Origin of the sequence: Photobacterium sp., from assembly GCF_033720175.1 — a bacterium.
In the GTDB taxonomy this organism is placed as follows: Bacteria; Pseudomonadota; Gammaproteobacteria; order Enterobacterales; family Vibrionaceae; genus Photobacterium.
In genome coordinates, this window is record NZ_JAWWDA010000002.1 from 155,815 (window position 1) to 173,641 (window position 17,827).

The following is a 17,827-nucleotide window of genomic DNA, read 5'->3' on the forward strand; positions in this document are numbered from 1 at the left end:
TGATGGCTTTCGACACGTTGGGCGGCATATGACACCTAAAAATGTTAATGGGGTCACCAAAGAACTGACAAAATCAGAGGATCTGACCGATCGCCTGATTGAATCTATCGTTAGCGGTGAATATCCGGCGGGCAGTAAAATTTCCGAGCCCGAATTGGCGCGCTGTTTTGGTGTCAGCCGTGGGCCGTTGCGCGAAGCCATGATGCGGGTGGAATCACTGGGTCTGGTTGAGCGGGTTCCCCACGTTGGTGCCACAGTGGTCGAGTTGAGTCAGCACAAGTTAATTGAAATTTATGCGGTGCGCGAAGCGCTGGAAGGTATGGCTGCACGCTTAGCCTGTATCAATATCACTGAGGATGAAATTGATGCATTGCAGGAACTGTTAGAACAGCATCAGCGTCATATCGAACAAGTTGACGGTGCCTCTTATTTCTACCAGCAAGGTGATTTTGATTTCCATTACCGAATTATCAAAGCGAGTCGAAACACCAAACTGATTGGTCTGTTGTGTGACGAGCTCTATCACCTGCTTCGCATGTACCGGTTCCAGTCACCGCGACAGCATTCTCGTCCGGCAAAAGCGCTGGGCGAACATCGCCATATTCTTGCGGCAATACGCGAACGCGACGGCGAGCTGGCAGAAATGCTGATGCGCCGCCATATCATGCGCAGCCGCCAACTGATTGAGCGGCAATTAACACAGGCTGGTTAATTGACGATGACTGTAATCATGACAATTATGATGATAAGGAGAGAGTATCATGAGCCCAGGGAAACGCTTCCGGAATGCGGTTGCACAGAACCATCCATTACAAGTTGTAGGCACTGTTAACCCTTATTGCGCGATGATGGCTGAGCAGGTCGGGCACCAGGCAATTTACCTATCGGGCGGCGGTATTGCCAATGCCTCCTATGGCCTGCCTGATCTCGGTATCACGACCCTGAATGATGTACTAGAAGATGTCCGCCGTATCACTGCCGCGACCCACTTACCGCTCCTGGTGGATATCGACACCGGTTTTGGCGGCGCGTTTAATATCGCGCGTACCATCAAGGAAATGGAACGTGCCGGTGCTGCCGCAATCCACATCGAAGATCAGGTGGCGCAGAAGCGCTGTGGCCACCGTCCGAATAAAGCCATCGTCAGTCAGGAAGAAATGGTCGACCGTATCAAAGCCGCGGTTGATGCCCGCAGCAATGATGACTTCGTGATTATGGCGCGTACCGATGCGCTGGCAGTGGAAGGTATGGAGGCCGCGATTGAGCGTGCTATTGCCTGTGTCGAAGCGGGTGCCGACATGATTTTCCCGGAGGCAATTAATAGCCTCGAACAGTATCAGCAGTTTTCTGATGCGGTGAAGGTGCCGATTCTGGCGAATATTACCGAATTTGGTCAGACGCCGTTGTTCACTGGCGACGAACTGGCTGAATGTGGCGTTGACATGGTGTTGTATCCGTTATCGGCGTTCCGTGCTATGAATCAGGCGGCACTGAATGTGTACCAACATTTAATTAAAGATGGTCATCAACGTAATGTGGTTGATCAGATGCAAACCCGTGAACAACTTTATTATTATCTTGGTTATCACGATTATGAACAGAAGCTTGATAAGTTATTTAGCGGGAAATAATTAAATCCAACAATTTATTTAAATAGAGCTAGAGTCATAGAATAAGAGCTTATTTAACTCGAAATAACCTGAACAATAAAATAGTAAAAATATCTGCGAATGCGGAAAGACTAAAAATTTAATTTAATCCAATTAATTTGTAGCTATTCATTACGAAGCTATTACAGCTCTTTATACCTGCGATTTAGAGATAAACGAGATAGTAGCGAGATGAAGGCTGTGATCCAATAATGTGAAACTATGAAAGGAGCCTGCTATGCCTGCAATAGCCGTAGTTGATAGCCATAAGGACAAAGCAATCACCAATAGTGCCGGATTACGCGGTCAAAGCGCGGGGTCAACAGCGCTATGTACCGTCGGTAAAACGGGCTCGGGGTTAACCTACCGCGGTTATGATATTACGGATTTAGCGCACCATGCTGAATTCGAAGAAATCGCGTATTTACTGTTAAAAGGCAAACTGCCGACGCAAAGTGAATTAGATCATTATAAGCGGGCACTGAAAAGAATTCGTGGCTTGCCGTCGGCCTTGTGTCAGGTATTAGAGGTCATTCCGGCGGATGCTCATCCAATGGATGTCATGCGAACCGGTTGCTCTATGCTGGGTAATCTCGATCAGGAAATGGACTTCTCCGAGCAGGGCGAAAAGGCCGATACCCTGCTGGCAATGCTACCGGCAATCATCTGTTACTGGTACCGATATAGCCATCATGGGGTACGCATCGATACCGCAAGCAGTGTGCAGGACACCATTGGCGGGTATTTTCTCGAAATGCTGACGGACAAAGCACCCTCTGAGCTGCATAAGCAAGCCATGCACTGTTCACTCGTGCTATATGCCGAGCATGAGTTTAATGCCTCGACGTTTACAGCAAGGGTATGTGCCTCGACGTTATCGGACATACACTCCTGTATTACCGCTGCCATCGGGAGCTTACGTGGCCCGTTACATGGCGGTGCGAACGAAGCTGCGATGGCAATGATTGAACAGTGGCAAAGTGCAGACGAGGCTGAAGCAGGGATCATGCAGATGCTGGCCAACAAAGCCAAGATCATGGGCTTTGGCCATGCCATCTATCGTCAATCCGATCCGCGTAATGCGCTGATTAAAGAGTGGTCTCGCAAGTTGGCGCAAGATGTGGGTGATACGCATCTGTTCGCGGTCTCTGAACGTGTCGAACAGGTGATGAAGCGAGAGAAAGACTTGTTTGCGAATGCGGACTTTTTCCATGCCTCGGCTTATCACTTTATGGGGATCCCAACCAAATTATTTACCCCCATGTTTGTCATGAGTCGCGTAACCGGCTGGGCTGCCCATGTGTTTGAGCAACGAGCAAATAATCGCATTATTCGACCGAGTGCCGATTACCAAGGGCCAGATCACCAGGACTGGCTACCGATAGAGCAGCGAACCTCTGCCGAGTAATGCCTTTTCTGAACAATGATCATCGCCAGACTATATCCGGCCACCGATCAGATAAGCCAATGGGAATAATGAATAGGGAAGTAAACCATGAACATGAATGTCGAAATGAATGAACGTCCGGCACCTGATGAACTGTTAGTGCAAATTGCCGATTATGTTGCCAATACAGAAATCAATTCACCAGACGTATACGATACCGCCCGTAACTGCTTGATCGATACTTTAGGCTGCGGCTTGTTAGCGCTGCGTTTTCCTGAGTGTACCAAGCACCTCGGACCGATTGTGCCGGGAACGACGGTACGTCACGGGGCGCGCGTTCCGGGAACCTCCCATGAACTCGATCCGGTCATGGCGGCTTTCAACATCGGCTGCATTATTCGCTGGCTTGACTTCAACGATACCTGGCTGGCAGCTGAGTGGGGCCACCCCTCTGACAACCTCGGCGGTATTCTGGCAACCGCCGATTACCTGAGCCGGGTCGCCGTATCTCAAGGCAAAGCGGCGCTCACTATGCGTGATGTACTGACGGCAATGATCAAGGCTCATGAAATTCAGGGCGTGCTGGCACTGGAAAACAGCTATAACCGCGTAGGACTCGACCATGTGTTGCTGGTGCGCGTTGCCTCAACGGCAGTGGTGACGAAAATGCTGGGTGGCAGCAAAGAGCAGATCATCGACGCGGTGTCTCAGGCATGGGTCGATGGGTGCTCATTGCGGACCTATCGCCATGCTCCGAATGCCGGTTCCCGTAAATCGTGGGCGGCAGGCGATGCCACCTCCCGTGCCGTTCGCCTGGCAATGATCACCATGAAAGGGGAGATGGGGCTGCCATCAGTACTGACTGCACCTCAATGGGGGTATTACGATGTGCTGTTCAAAGGCGATCAGTTTAAAGTCAACCAGTCATTTGGCAGCTATGTTATGGACAATGTCTTGTTCAAGATTTCATTCCCGGCGGAGTTTCATGCGCAGACCGCGGTGGAGTGTGCGGTTCAGCTGCATGAACAAGTCAAAGATCGTATTGATGAGATCGACCGCATTGAAGTGACGACACATGAATCGGCCATTCGGATCATTTCAAAATCGGGGGATCTGGCCAACCCCGCCGATCGCGATCACTGCCTGCAGTACATGATTGCGGTTCCGCTGCTGCACGGCGATTTAATTGCTGAGCATTATGAAGATGATTTCCACCGTAGTGATGCCCGCATTGATGTGCTGCGCAACAAGATGGACATAAAAGAAGATCCCCGTTACAGCGCGGAATACCTGGAATCGGATAAGCGATCCATTGCCAATGCCATTCAGGTGTTTTTCAGTGATGGCACCGCTACTGAAAAAGTTGCGGTGGAGTATCCGATAGGTCACCGTCGCCGCCGTGAAGAAGGGATCCCGGTGCTGGAACGCAAATTCAAGCGTAACCTGCAGACCCGATTCCCGGCGCAAACCTGCCAGAAAATAGTCGATTTGTGTTGCGATCAGGCCAAGCTTGAAGCTACGTCGGTTAATGAGTTTATGGATCTGTTTGTCATCAACTAAGCAAGGCACGCTTGCCTGTGCCTAATGGGTATAACCTCGTTTGATCGGGGTTATTTGAAATACTTTTTATTGTTGCAACGTTGTATTTTAGGGTGTCAATATTGTTGGGCATAATGACAGAAGTCTCATTAATGGTTCTATTGATGAATATGAAGTTATAGTGATTATTTTCAATTTATATTGGTCAAAATCAAAATGTTGGAACTAGTATATAAATGAGGTTTGGTAATCTTAATCGTAAACAGCACACGATTAAACTGTCTAGTTATTTTATCTCTTGCCGTCGTATAACTTGTAACTCGGGGCTTTAATTGAAATGGGGCCACGAGCACTTAGACTTTTTCGATGATTGATCAACCTTAATAAAAGGAGACTGGAATGGAAATCGGTTCGCTTCGTTGTATCTTTCGTACTCTGCCTATTGTGATCACGATGTGCTTGATTGGCATGCCTGTACAGGCTGATACTGAGACTAACCAAGCAGGTTTTGTTGCCCCTGCAAAGGGCTATGTCCTGAAACTGGGGCGCATCTCGGTCAATCCGCGGAAAGACTACCCCAAATACAAGACCCTCGGAGACTTTTTAGTTAAACGTCTTAATCAGGCTGGCGTATCTGACTGGGAGGTGGTTTTTGCAACAAGTCAGCAGCAGATGAGTGAGTATGTGCGTGATGGCAAGGTCGATATTGTACCTGCCGCTGTGTACACCGCCCTTGTGCTTAAAGAGCAAGCGGGTGCCGAGTTGTTGTTTAAGGAGTGGCGTAATGGCATGAAAAATTACCAGACACTCTTTGTAACCAGTAAGTCGAGTGATATTAACGAGCTTTCTGATCTGCTTGGAAAAAGAATCGCTTTCGAAACTCTGCACTCAACCCCCTCGTATTTTATTCCCCGGATGGTACTCGAATCCCAGGGCTTGCCTTTGGTTGAGATAGACAGCAGAGAAGTCTCTCCGGAACAAACCCATATTGGCTACCTCTTTGCGAAAAAAGAAGTCAATATTGCTCAGTGGGTGTCCTCTGAATGGGTGCAGGCTGGAACCATCAGCAGTCGCGACTGGAATGATCCTAAATATATCCCTGAGGGACTCAAGCAAAAACTCCGTATATTCTACCGTACGGAACCATTCCCACGGGCGGTTTGGGCCGTCCGAAGTGATTTGTCAGAGCCGCTCAAACGTGCAATTAAAAATGTATTACTCGCGGTAGCCAATGATCCCGAAGACGTTAAAGAATTAAAACGCTACCGAGGTGTTACCGGGTATGAATTATTAGAAGAGGGCGAATTAGCATTATTTGATGAGCAACTGAAAAAGCATGACTTACCACTATAGTTAAAGAGAGCTATTATGCGTATTCGCTATCAGTACTTTATTGTTATTAGTCTGCTGCTCTTGTTTATGTTCAGTATGATATCAGTGATTCTTAGTCACCAGGTAGATAAGGGCATTGACAATATGAGGCTGGAAAGCGAGCGTGTATTACGTCTGGCTATTATCGATCAGTATGAACAACGTGGCCATCAGCTTGCAGCAATGAGTGCCAGTGCTCTTACCAACCCGCTAATATTGCAAGATGTCGACGCGATTGGTGAGTTCATCCATGCGCTCTCTGCCGAGTATGCTCTTGCGCAAATTTATGTTTATGATCAAACCGGTTCAGTTTTGCACGATGGTACGTCAGAGGTGAAACTGAGCAGCAGTAATATTCTGGCGTTGCATTCTGACCTAAAGGCCATACCTGATAAGCTTATTTCTCATTATGATGTTAATTCTATCCATTTTTTTGCCCCTGTGCGGATGTATGACGAGGCCGTTGGCGGTATTTATTTCTCATTGCCCCTCACATCACTGGCCACTCAGCTCGATAACCTTAAAGCGGTACTTCTTACTAACGGGCAATCGATTACGCGTGAAAGTCAGCAGTCACTGTTAATAATGGGTACTGTCTTTATCGTGTTGTCTTTGTTCGCTTCTCTGTTTTTATCCCGGCGCCTGAGTGCCCCGATTGTTAACTTGACTAAGCAGCTGCTTCGTGTCGGTCGTGGTGACTATGAAGCGAAGATTGACGTTAATCGTAATGACGAAATTGGCGATTTGGCGACGGCTTATCGCACCATGGTCGATGATCTGAAAAGGACGATTATTACCCGGGATCAGTTGGATCAAGTCCTGCAAAGTATGCAAGATGCCGTTATGGTGACGAACGCATCAGGAAAAGTCCGGATGGTTAATCCGGCGGTTACCGCTTTGCTGGATGTGACGGAATCGGAATTGTCGGAACTGAAGCCATTGGAATTTCTCGATTTAAATGAAAGTGAAAGAGATATTCTGACTCAGACGATAGAGCGCGATGGTGCAATTATGAGTCAATTAGGTTTGATTCTGAGGGGGAATAACGGCCATAAACAGGTCTTATTTTCGGTAACCCAATTAGGTTCTTTGAATGGATTTCGCGGTGAAACGCTCTATGTTTTTCATGATATTACAAAACTAAAGCAGGCTGAGGCTGAGATCCGCCGACTGGCAGAAACCGATGGCCTCACCGGGTTATCAAACCGCTACCACTTCAAGATCCTGGCAGAGCAAGCACTGCTAAAAGCCCAGAACGATCAGTCTTTAGCTGCGGTACTTTTTCTTGATCTGGATAACTTTAAGCGCATCAATGACACATTGGGGCACGCCGTCGGCGATATGTTGCTAAAAGCGGTAGGTCAGCGCCTGAGCGGGACTTTGCGCTTGTCCAATATCGGTGGCAGATCCTCTCTGGATGAAGATTTGATCACGGCTCGGCTGGGCGGAGATGAATTTACCATTCTTCTTCCCCATCTGTGTCACTCTGAAATTCCATCGCTTATTGCCAAGCGACTGCTAAAGGCGCTGGCAGAGCCTTTCCAGCTTACGGGTTACAGCATTTCTATTAGCTGTAGTATCGGTATTGCGCTTTTTCCCAATGATGGTACTGATATAGAAAACCTGTTTAAGTTTGCCGATACAGCTTTGCACAAAGCCAAACACAATGGTAAAGGGTGTTATCAATTTTATAATGCTGCAATGGGTATAGGTGATCTCAATCACCTGGCCATAGAGCAGTCATTACACAGTGCATTGGCTAATAATGAATTCCAGTTGGTTTATCAACCACAGGTTAGTCCGAGCACGAATACAATCGTCGGATCCGAAGCTCTGCTGCGTTGGAATCACCCCATTATGGGAAGCATACCGCCTGAGACTTTTATTCCCATCGCTGAGCAGGCCGGGTTGATTATTCCCATCGGTGAATGGGTGCTTAGAACGGCCTGCAAGCAGGCTAAAAAGTGGCAGCAATTGGGGTATCCAGCCATGCGCATAGCCGTCAACCTCTCAGCCCGGCAATTTGAGCAAGCTAATTTAGCCAGGATGATCGCGGATATTTTGCAGGAAACAGGCCTGGCTCCTCATTATCTGGAATTGGAAATCACCGAAAGTATGTTGTTTCGTAATGTTGAACATGCGATTGAATGTATGCGAAAAATCAAATATATGGGAGTCGATTTAGCCATTGATGATTTTGGTACGGGCTATTCCAATCTGAGTTATCTCAAACGTTTTCCTATCGATCGACTTAAAATTGACCGAGCATTCGTCAGTGATATTCCCCAGAATGGTGATGACTGTGCCATTGTCTTAGCCATTATTGCCATGGCTCACAGCTTAGGACTTAAGGTCATCGCAGAAGGTGTTGAGACTAAACTGCAGATGGCGTATTTAGTCGATAAATATTGCGATGAGTTACAAGGTTATTATTTTAGCCATCCTTTACTACCTGAAGAGTTTACTGAGCTGCTGAATAAGCAAAACCTTGTTTTGCCATCGATTGACCAGACAGACTAATACTTCATCAAAGTAGTTTTAAAGCGTTCAGTTATTTGGTTTTTTCAGTGGGGCGTTCTTTCCTTATTAGCGCTTGCCCTGTATCGATAGTGGGTAAAAAGTGAGCGAGGTGAAATGCATAAACTGTGATCCCTGTAACAATCCACCTATCAAGTATCTATATTGGAGAAAATTTTTCTATAACTCGCTTTATTTATAGCAAATAAAGCGAAAATCTTCCTCTGAAGACACCGTATATTAATGCCATAGAAAGCTAAGGGCTGCCCTTTGCAAAAATATAGGTTAAGCAACCGTTGAGGGCGGTCAGTGAATCACCTCAGCTTTGTGCGCATTAAGGTGAAAAAATGAAAACGCATCTTTGGAATAGTTTCATTAGTGTGGTTAAGCGAGAAGTTGTTCCGGCTTTGGGCTGTACCGAGCCTGTTTCGGTTGCATTAGCTGCGGCAATTGCGAGGGAAAGGCTCAATGGCAAGCCCGAAAAAATCACGGCGTTAGTTTCGCCAAACCTGATGAAAAACGGTATGGGTGTCGGCGTTCCCGGTACCGGAATGGTGGGATTGCCTATTGCTGCGGCGGTTGGTGCATTGGCTGGTGATGCAAAAGCGAATCTGGAAGTGCTTAAACATATTACGCCTCAAGATGTGTCTGAGGCGAAGGCACTGATTGATGCTGATTGTGTCTCGGTTGGCGTTGCTGGTGTCAGCAATATTTTGTATGCAAAAGTGACCGTCAAGAGCGGTGCTGAATTTGTCTCGGTCACTATTGCTGACAGCCATACCCGTGTTGTGGCTATTGAAGAAAATGGCATTACAACGTATATCGCGGAAGCTGTTACAACAGATGCAAACAATAAGTCTGTTAACCCGTTTACAGAAGCACTGGCGGAAGATATTTACGATTTTGCACTGCATGCGCCACTAGAGGATCTTCGTTTTATTGAGCAAGCTTATGAACTCAATGACGCATTATCTGTTGAGGGATTAGCGGGTAAATATGGCCTACAAATTGGTGCCACGTTCCAGCGCAATGTTGACCGGGGGTTATTATCTGGTGGCTTGCTTACCGATGTGCTTCGCCGTACGTCGGCCGCATCCGATGCTCGCATGGATGGTGCCATGAAACCGGCGATGAGCAATTCAGGTTCGGGTAACCAGGGCATTGCGGCAACAATGCCTGTGGTTGTGGTCGCTGATTTCCTGAACGCCGATCAAGAGAAAACGATCCGCGCATTAATGTTATCCCATTTAATGGCTATTTATATTAAAAGCCATCAAAACAAACTTTCAGCACTATGCGGTGCGACCACCGCATCGATGGGAGCGGTGGCTGGGATGACCTGGTTGCTTGGCGGTGATTTTGACAAAGTCAGTAATGCTATCTGCAGTATGATTGGTGATATTGCTGGTATTATCTGTGATGGAGCCAAAGCCAGTTGTGCCATGAAGGTCTCGTCATCGGCCGGTGCTGCTGTAAAAGCCGCATTGATGGCGCTCGATGGTATCCGGGTAACAGGGAATGAAGGGATAGTGGCAGACGATGTTGATACCTCGATTCGTAATCTTTCCGCGTTAGCCAACGGCTCAATGACTCAAACCGACGTACAGATCTTAGATATCATGGTACATAAATAAAAGTGTCTTTACCTTGTATCTGTGGCCAATTTAAAAGGCTCCGGTATGTCGGAGCCTTTTGATTCAGTTGATTGTTGTTGAGTTAATTAGTTACTAATCAGACATCACTACCAATGAAACCGCCTGTCTGATGCGCCCAGAGCTGAGCGTAGATGCCATTCTTGTTGATTAATTCCTGATGCGTTCCCTGTTCGACAATCTCTCCTTTATCGAGAACAATCAGGCGATCCATGGCGGCAATGGTTGATAACCGGTGAGCAATCGCAATAACCGTTTTTCCCACCATTAATTCGTACAGGCTCTCCTGAATAGCGGCTTCCACTTCTGAATCCAGTGCTGAGGTTGCCTCATCCAATAGCAAAATAGGGGCATTCTTCAGCAATACCCGCGAAATAGCGATACGCTGGCGCTGACCACCGGAGAGTTTGACGCCGCGCTCGCCAACCTGGGCATCGTAGCCAGTGTTGCCATAAGGGTCGGACAACGTAGTGATAAACTCATGAGCATGCGCTTGTCGGGTAGCGGCCAGTAATTGTTCTTCGCTGGCATCAGGATTGCCATACAAGATGTTTTCACGGATTGAACGGTGCAGCAGTGAGGTGTCTTGGGTCACCATTCCAATCTGCCCGCGCAGCGAATCCTGAGTCACATCAGCGATGTTTTGATCATCAATACTGATAGTCCCCGATTCCACATCGTGGAAACGCATTAACAGGTTAACCATTGTTGATTTACCTGCCCCCGATCGACCTACCAGTCCTACCTTTTCACCTGGCTTGATATTCAGGTTCAGCTTTTCGATAACGCCGCTCTTTTCGCCATAGTGGAAGCTGACGTTATCAAACTGTATTCCGCCAGATTGTACTGTCAGTGCCGGAGCATTGGGTTTGTCGACGATATCGACAGGTTTTGACAGGGTACGCATACCGTCAATGACCGTACCGATATTCTCAAACAGGCCGCCGATTTCCCACATGATCCATTTTGACATTCCGTTGATACGTAAGGCCAGGCTGACAGCGACCGCAATCGCACCGATGGTGATAGCGGAACCGGTCCATAGCCAGATAGAAAGGGCAGCAATAGCAAAGACCAATGCATAGTTGATAATTTCTACACTGATGTTAATCCCCGTTACCAGGCGCATTTGGCGGTGAACCGTATCAAGGAAGCCGTTCATCCCTTGCTCGGCATATTCAGTTTCCCGGTCAGTGTGAGAGAACAGCTTGACGGTCGCGATATTGGTATAACTGTCGACAATACGGCCCGTCATCAATGAACGGGCATCGGCCTGCTCGGTCGAAACGGCTTTCAGCTTGGGAACGAATAGCAACTGAATGCCAATATAAGCCGCTAACCAGATCAGCATTGGCAACATTAAGCGGTAATCAGCTTGCGCAATCATGACAAGCATCGAGGTGAAGTAGACTGTAATGTAGACCAGTACATCCAGCAGTTTCATTACCGTTTCGCGGACAGATAACGACGTCTGCATCACTTTGGTGGCAATGCGGCCGGCAAAGTCGTTCTGGTAAAAAGAGACACTCTGTTTAAGCAGGTAGCGGTGTGCCAGCCAGCGGATTGACATCGGATAGTTACCCAGCAAGGTCTGGTGCATCAGTAATGAATGCAGCAACACCAGTAATGGGACAACAATGAGGACGATAAGCCCCATGCCCATCAATTTGCCGCCTTCTTCGGCAAGGAATGTGTCGGGGTTATGGTTGCTCAGCCAGTCGACAAGTTGCCCCATGAAACCGAAAAGCGAGACTTCAATTATCGCTATCAGCGCACTGAGTAGTGACATCGCAAACAACGGCAGCTCAAATCCGCGGGTATAATGACGGCAGAAATCCAACAGGCCTTCGGGCGGCTGATCGGGCTCTTGAGGGGGGAAAGCTGATGTCAGTCTTTCAAAAAATTTCAACATAAATGGTGTTTCCGAGTAGAGGCGTATTTTTCCAAACTGATTCATTTAGTCGTTTTTGAGCGTCAGTCTGGTACAACAGATAGTGCTGTACTAATTATCTAATGCGCATAACTAAAGGTAAAGGCTTGTGATGAAAGGGGATATCTGACTTTATTATGATTGCTCTTTTTTATATATCCTAAGTAATGAAGCCGTTTATATCGTCTGAATATAGCAAGTAGGTTAATAGCATATGTTCATTCCGGTTTATGCTACCAAGCTCATCGCAATGATGAGAGGAGGGGGGAATGATCCCCTTTGTGGGAACAATTTGAAAACGTTATCTTATTTATGAGATATTGCTCAAAATATTTGTTAGTGGGGAAAGTGATGAAAATTGATTTATCCACGATGATCACAGAGAGCCGGAACGAAGCCAGCCAGCACATTGATACGTTATCGACGCTGGATATGCTGAAAGTGATCAACGATGAAGATAAAAAAGTTGCTCTTGCCGTTGAGCAGACATTGCCGCAAGTGGCTAAAGTTGTCGATGCCATTGCTGTTGCCTTTCAGCAAGGTGGCCGTCTAATCTATGCCGGGGCGGGCACTTCCGGCCGTCTTGGTATTCTGGATGCAAGTGAGTGCCCGCCAACGTATGGTACGAAACCTGATCAGGTCGTTGGTTTGATTGCGGGAGGGCACCAAGCGATCTTCAGTGCGGTCGAAAACGCAGAAGATAACCGCGAGTTGGGCGCCGAGGATCTGAAAGCGCTCAACGTTAACCGGAAAGATGTATTGGTGGGGATCGCGGCAAGCGGGCGTACCCCGTATGTGTTAGGTGCAATGGCCTATGCTAAATCGGTTGGTGCAACGGTTGCCTGTATCAGTTGCAACCCGCAAAGCCCGATGACTGAGGCGGCCGAGATCTGTATCACCCCGGTAGTCGGCCCTGAAGTGGTAACGGGATCTTCTCGTATGAAAGCCGGCACAGCACAGAAGTTGGTTCTGAATATGCTGACCACCGGGGCGATGATCCGTACTGGCAAGATCTACGGAAACTTGATGGTTGATGTGGAAGCGACCAATGCCAAATTGGTTGAACGTCAGAAGAATATTGTGGTGGCGGCAACAGAGTGTCCACGTGAAGACGCAGAAGCGGCGCTGCAATCATGTGGTGGTCACTGCAAAACAGCCATCGTGATGATCCTTGCCAGCCTTAATGCAAAAGAAGCACAGCAACTTCTGCAAAATAGCGACGGCTTTACACGTCTGGCTGTTGGTGCGGCAGATAAGCATAAATAAGGTATCACAGAAGCAACCCCGGCAGGTGATACCGGTACCTGTTTCCAATCTGTTTTCATGATTGCAATTTGTTCAGATCGATAGAGTACCTCTAGCTGATCATTGTCAATATAAGGATATAACATGCATGAGCCAGTCTTATCTCAACTCCCAATTCTCTCCAAGATCAGTGTGTTTCCGGTGAAATCCATCGGGGGATTGAGCCTGTCGCAAGCTTGGGTTGAAAAGCAGGGACTCTGCTTTGATCGCCGTTTTATGGTGTCCCGGAAAGACGGCAGTATGATCACTGCCCGCAAATATTCCCAAATGGTCAAGGTAACCGCCACGTTGCAGTCTCATGGTATTACACTCAGCTATCCGGGAATGTCTCCATTGGTGCTGAAGTATGCGAATTTCACCATGGCCGAAACCAATGCTCAGGTCTGGAACGATCAGTTCATCGCCTATACCACTTCATCGAGAGCAGATGCCTGGTTCTCTCATATTATCGGTGTTGATGTCCGGCTGCTTTATACCGGTGAACAGTCGAACCGGGTGCGAGCAAAAATCCAGCAGAATGTCAGTTTTGCCGACGGCTATCCGTTATTGGTGATCAGCGAAGCCTCATTAGAGGCTCTTAACGATCGCAGCAGCCAGCATCATACGATGGATCAGTTCCGTACCAATCTTGTCGTATCAGGTACAGAGGCCTTTGCCGAAGACAGCTGGAAGCGGATCCGTATCGGTGACGTGGAATTTTCCGCAGTCAAACCGTGTGCCCGCTGCATATTGACGACGGTCAATCCGAAAACCGCGGAGTTTGATGCCTTGAAAGAGCCGCTTGCGACCTTATCGAGATTCCGTGCGGATCATTCTGGTAATGTTTATTTCGGTCAGAATCTGGTTGCACTCAATGAAGGGATCATCCGCGAGGGTGATACTGTTGAAGTGCTGGAAACAAAACCGAAAGAGATCTATCCCGAGAATAGCGAACAGAATTTTCAGCTTGCCGCTGATGAATCAGGTGCTGTAAGTAACGAGACAAAAAACGTCACGATCAGTATTGATGGCAACCAGTTTCAGGGGAATAACCAGCAGCCATTATTGGAGCAAGCTGAAAATGTCGGCCTGATGTTAGCCAACAGTTGCCGTGCCGGTTTATGCGGCGCGTGTAAAATCACACTGGAATCCGGCAAAGTCGATCAACCCGATGTGCCCGCTTTACTGCCGGGAGATAAGGATAATGGCATGGTTCTGGCGTGTTGCTGCGTGCCCCAAACGGATGTGGAACTGAGAAGCTGATAATGTAAGCCTTATTCAATCGCTACAATATAAAGAAGACGGTATTTGCTATTTATTAGGAACCGAGTTCCTTCATCTTAAAGGGAGTATCTTGTGGCAGGTGCAAGTTTACTAACACTACTTGATGATATTGCAACAGTGTTAGATGACGTTGCTTTAATGACGAAGGTCGCCGCACGTAAAACCGCGGGTGTATTAGGGGATGATCTGGCTTTAAATGCCCAGCAAGTGTCGGGTGTGCGGGCAGATCGTGAGCTCCCGGTTGTCTGGGCGGTGGCTAAAGGCTCGTTTAAGAATAAGCTGATACTGGTGCCAGCGGCTCTGTTGATCAGTGTCGTTGTACCATGGTTAATAACTCCGATGTTGTTGTTGGGCGGATTGTTTCTCTGTTTTGAAGGATTCGAGAAGATTGCCCATAAATTCTTACACGGCAATGAAACTGAAGCAGAGCATAATCAGCGTGAGCAACTGGCACACGCTGAGATGAATATTGGAGAGTTTGAAAAAGAGAAGGTTAAAGGGGCGGTCCGCACTGACTTTATTCTTTCAGCCGAGATCATTGTAATCGCGTTGGGAACCGTACAAAACCAACCACTGGCGACTCAGGCTCTGGTCGTCAGTTTGATTGCCGTTGTCATGACGGCTGGGGTGTATGGCCTGGTGGCAGGTATCGTGAAACTTGACGATGCAGGTTTGTATCTGGTGCAGAAAAGTGAAGAAAATACCCTGAAACGCAGTGTTGGCAACGGTCTGGTCGGTGTTGCTCCTTATCTGATGAAGTCACTGGCAGTGATCGGCACGATTGCTATGTTCCTGGTCGGCGGGGGTATTGTGGTTCACAGTATTCCGAACTCTCACATTATAATTGATCTCCTGACTGAATCAGTGGCTAATATACCGGGATCCTCTTCCATTATTTCCGGAGTACTTAACGTGATTGTTGGCTTGGTCGCAGGTGCTTTAGTACTCGCCGGGGTGTCGCTGGCAAAGCACGCCCTCCGGTATTAATGCCAGTCAGCAATGCTAACTGGCATTTTTTAGCGACAAACATTCTTGCAAGCCATAATAAATAGCAAATCCTGATAACAGTCCTGCTGTTGTAGTCACACATTATCTCAGGCAATACTAATTTTTTATTGCCCAGCTAAACCGCTTTAGCAATAATGATCAATAATTAATTAAATGATTTTTCTGGAGACATAAAATGGTTCGTGTGTGGGTAACTGGTGATGCAGTGGTAGATCTTATTCCTGATGATGAAACACATTACCAAAAATGTCCTGGCGGGGCGCCAGCGAACGTGGCGGTTGCTATTTCTCGTCTTGGTGGCGACAGTGCTTTCTTTGGTCGTGTTGGTAACGATCCGTTGGGCCGCTTTATGAAGCAAGTGCTGGCTGATGAAGGTGTTGATACCCAATACATGCAGTTAGATGAAACTCAGCGTACATCGACCGTTATTGTGGACTTGGACGATCAGGGAGAACGCAGCTTTACTTTTATGGTGAAGCCGAGTGCGGACCAGTTCCTTCAGCCACAAGATGTACCGAGCTTCAGCAAAGGTGAATGGCTGCATGCGTGTTCAATTGCACTGGCGAATGAGCCATCCCGCTCCACGACGTTAGCTGCTATGGCTGCGATTAAAGCTGCGGGTGGTTTTGTTTCATTTGACCCTAACCTTCGTGAAGAAGTATGGGGGGCTCCTGCAGAGCTCAAGCCTGTTGTACTGGAAGCAGTTGCCATGGCTGATGTCGTGAAATTCTCTGATGATGAGTTGTTATTTTTGAGTGAACAAGACGACTTATCCACAGCTCTTATCTGGCTGAAAGATAATTACGTGTTGCCTTTGGTGATTGTGACTCAGGGTAAAAAAGGGGCGTTAGTTGTTCAGGGGCAGGAACAGCAATTGATCACTGGTAAAGCCGTCAGCCCAGTCGATACAACAGGGGCCGGAGATGCTTTTGTCGGCGGCTTGTTGGCGGGTTTAGTGATGAGTGATGACTGGCAATTACCTGAAAACGTACTGGCTGTGATTCAAAAAGCCAATGGGTGCGGTGCACTGGCAACCACCGCTAAAGGTGCGATGACGGCATTACCGACAGCGGAGCAGTTAGCTGGCTATTTGGCTTAGTTATTTGTAATTATATCGATTGGTATTACCCAGTATATAAAGGCAAGCGAAAAGCTTGCCTTTCTGGTTTGCCCGTGTATTACGAACCAGCCTCTGATAAACAATTATTTTACATGCAATATATTGAAGGTTAGGGATCCACCGAAAATCGTCATAAAATTGTCACAATCTCTCAATTCAGCGTGCAGAAATAGGAATAGTCTGCGAAAGGTTTATTATGTATTGGCATAATAATAAACAGACGCCGACGGCAAGCGAAAGACAACGCATTCTGGGAAGATTATCCAGCAACACAGCATGACTGAATACTGAGAACCTATGACTTACAAAATTTTGATTGTTGAAGACGATCCTATTATTAGGATGAAGATTAAGGGCCACTTCGCCCAAGCGGGTTATACCGTCTTCGAGGCTGATAGTGGGGTTGGGATGAAAGCGATCCTTAACTGCGAGAAAATTGACTTGATCCTGTTGGATATTAACTTACCAGGAGAAGATGGAATACAGCTTACCCGTGACGTGAGGAACATATCTGACATCGCCATCATCATGGTCACAGGCCGAACTGACCCCATCGATCGGATTTTAGGTCTTGAAATGGGCGCAGATGACTATGTCACCAAACCGGTAGAACCGAGAGAGCTGCTGGTACGTGCTAAAAACTTGTTATGGCGTATCCAGCTTACCCGTGATGCTTTGGAACAGGCAGAGGCAGCCTGGTCGCAACTGGAAAAGGATGATAGCAGATTCCGTTTTCTGGACTTTGAATTTGATGTTGCTCAGCGTCAGCTGTCAAAGGGCAACGATATGGTTAAGCTAACCAAAGCAGAATATGAGTTGCTGGTCGCTTTCATTACCCACCCATGCAGGGTGTTGGGTCGAGACCGGCTTCTAAATCTGATTTCTCATCGGGTTGATGCTCCGAGCGATCGTACCATTGACGTTTTGATCCGCCGGTTGAGAAACAAAATGGAGGAAAGCATTAAAAACCCCAAGATTTTTATCACCGTACACGGTGAAGGGTACCTTTTTGCGCCAGAGGTCGTTTAGATCCGTGAATATCACAATCAAAGCCAAGCTTTCACTCATTATGTGCGCCTCATTGCT

13 protein-coding genes are annotated in these 17,827 nt (G+C 47.5%); 12 read left to right on the forward strand and 1 reads right to left on the reverse strand.

Going from position 1 to position 17,827, the window contains the following annotated elements; translation table 11 throughout:
• The first annotated feature begins 28 nt into the window (after window positions 1–28).
• From R3289_RS03385 to R3289_RS03415, 7 genes are all read left to right on the forward strand, one after another.
• Complete coding sequence (locus tag R3289_RS03385; RefSeq protein WP_318924085.1) at window positions 29–712, forward strand: GntR family transcriptional regulator; 684 nt, start codon at window positions 29–31, stop codon at window positions 710–712.
• Window positions 713–761: 49 nt separating this feature from the next.
• Window positions 762–1,631 carry a methylisocitrate lyase gene (gene prpB, locus R3289_RS03390; RefSeq protein WP_318924086.1) on the forward strand — a complete coding sequence of 290 codons (870 nt, stop codon included), beginning with the start codon at window positions 762–764 and terminating at the stop codon, window positions 1,629–1,631.
• Between the two features lie 256 nt (window positions 1,632–1,887).
• Window positions 1,888–3,057 (forward strand): 2-methylcitrate synthase, encoded by a 1,170-nt coding sequence (prpC, locus tag R3289_RS03395; protein WP_318924087.1) that lies wholly within the window; start codon window positions 1,888–1,890, stop codon window positions 3,055–3,057.
• 87 nt (window positions 3,058–3,144) lie between these two features.
• Window positions 3,145–4,596, forward strand: a complete 1,452-nt coding sequence (locus R3289_RS03400) for a bifunctional 2-methylcitrate dehydratase/aconitate hydratase (protein WP_318924088.1) — start codon at window positions 3,145–3,147, stop codon at window positions 4,594–4,596.
• Window positions 4,597–4,974: 378 nt separating this feature from the next.
• A complete protein-coding gene (locus R3289_RS03405; protein WP_318924089.1) occupies window positions 4,975–5,928 on the forward strand; it encodes a phosphate/phosphite/phosphonate ABC transporter substrate-binding protein in 954 nt (317 codons plus the stop codon).
• A gap of 15 nt (window positions 5,929–5,943) precedes the next feature.
• Entirely contained in the window at window positions 5,944–8,466 is a 2,523-nt protein-coding gene (locus R3289_RS03410) for an EAL domain-containing protein (RefSeq protein ID WP_318924090.1), read from the forward strand.
• A 344-nt stretch (window positions 8,467–8,810) separates the two neighbouring features.
• On the forward strand, window positions 8,811–10,097 hold the full coding sequence (locus R3289_RS03415; protein ID WP_318924091.1) for a serine dehydratase subunit alpha family protein: 1,287 nt from the start codon (window positions 8,811–8,813) through the stop codon (window positions 10,095–10,097).
• A 97-nt stretch (window positions 10,098–10,194) separates the two neighbouring features.
• Here R3289_RS03415 and R3289_RS03420 read toward each other — a convergent pair whose 3' ends face one another.
• Complete coding sequence (locus R3289_RS03420; RefSeq protein ID WP_318924092.1) at window positions 10,195–12,027, reverse strand: ABC transporter ATP-binding protein; 1,833 nt, start codon at window positions 12,025–12,027, stop codon at window positions 10,195–10,197.
• A gap of 369 nt (window positions 12,028–12,396) precedes the next feature.
• Between R3289_RS03420 and murQ the strand changes: the two genes are divergently transcribed.
• The 5 genes from murQ to torR all read left to right on the forward strand — a co-directional run bounded on the left by murQ (window position 12,397) and on the right by torR (window position 17,770).
• Complete coding sequence (murQ, locus tag R3289_RS03425) at window positions 12,397–13,311, forward strand: N-acetylmuramic acid 6-phosphate etherase (RefSeq protein ID WP_318924093.1); 915 nt, start codon at window positions 12,397–12,399, stop codon at window positions 13,309–13,311.
• Window positions 13,312–13,434: 123 nt separating this feature from the next.
• Window positions 13,435–14,592 (forward strand): YcbX family protein, encoded by a 1,158-nt coding sequence (locus tag R3289_RS03430; protein ID WP_318924094.1) that lies wholly within the window; start codon window positions 13,435–13,437, stop codon window positions 14,590–14,592.
• A 93-nt stretch (window positions 14,593–14,685) separates the two neighbouring features.
• Window positions 14,686–15,600 carry a DUF808 domain-containing protein gene (locus tag R3289_RS03435; RefSeq protein WP_318924095.1) on the forward strand — a complete coding sequence of 305 codons (915 nt, stop codon included), beginning with the start codon at window positions 14,686–14,688 and terminating at the stop codon, window positions 15,598–15,600.
• 196 nt (window positions 15,601–15,796) lie between these two features.
• Window positions 15,797–16,720 (forward strand): aminoimidazole riboside kinase, encoded by a 924-nt coding sequence (locus R3289_RS03440; protein ID WP_318924096.1) that lies wholly within the window; start codon window positions 15,797–15,799, stop codon window positions 16,718–16,720.
• 318 nt (window positions 16,721–17,038) lie between these two features.
• Entirely contained in the window at window positions 17,039–17,770 is a 732-nt protein-coding gene (gene torR, locus R3289_RS03445) for a two-component system response regulator TorR (protein ID WP_318924097.1), read from the forward strand.
• Window positions 17,771–17,827: the final 57 nt, after the last annotated feature.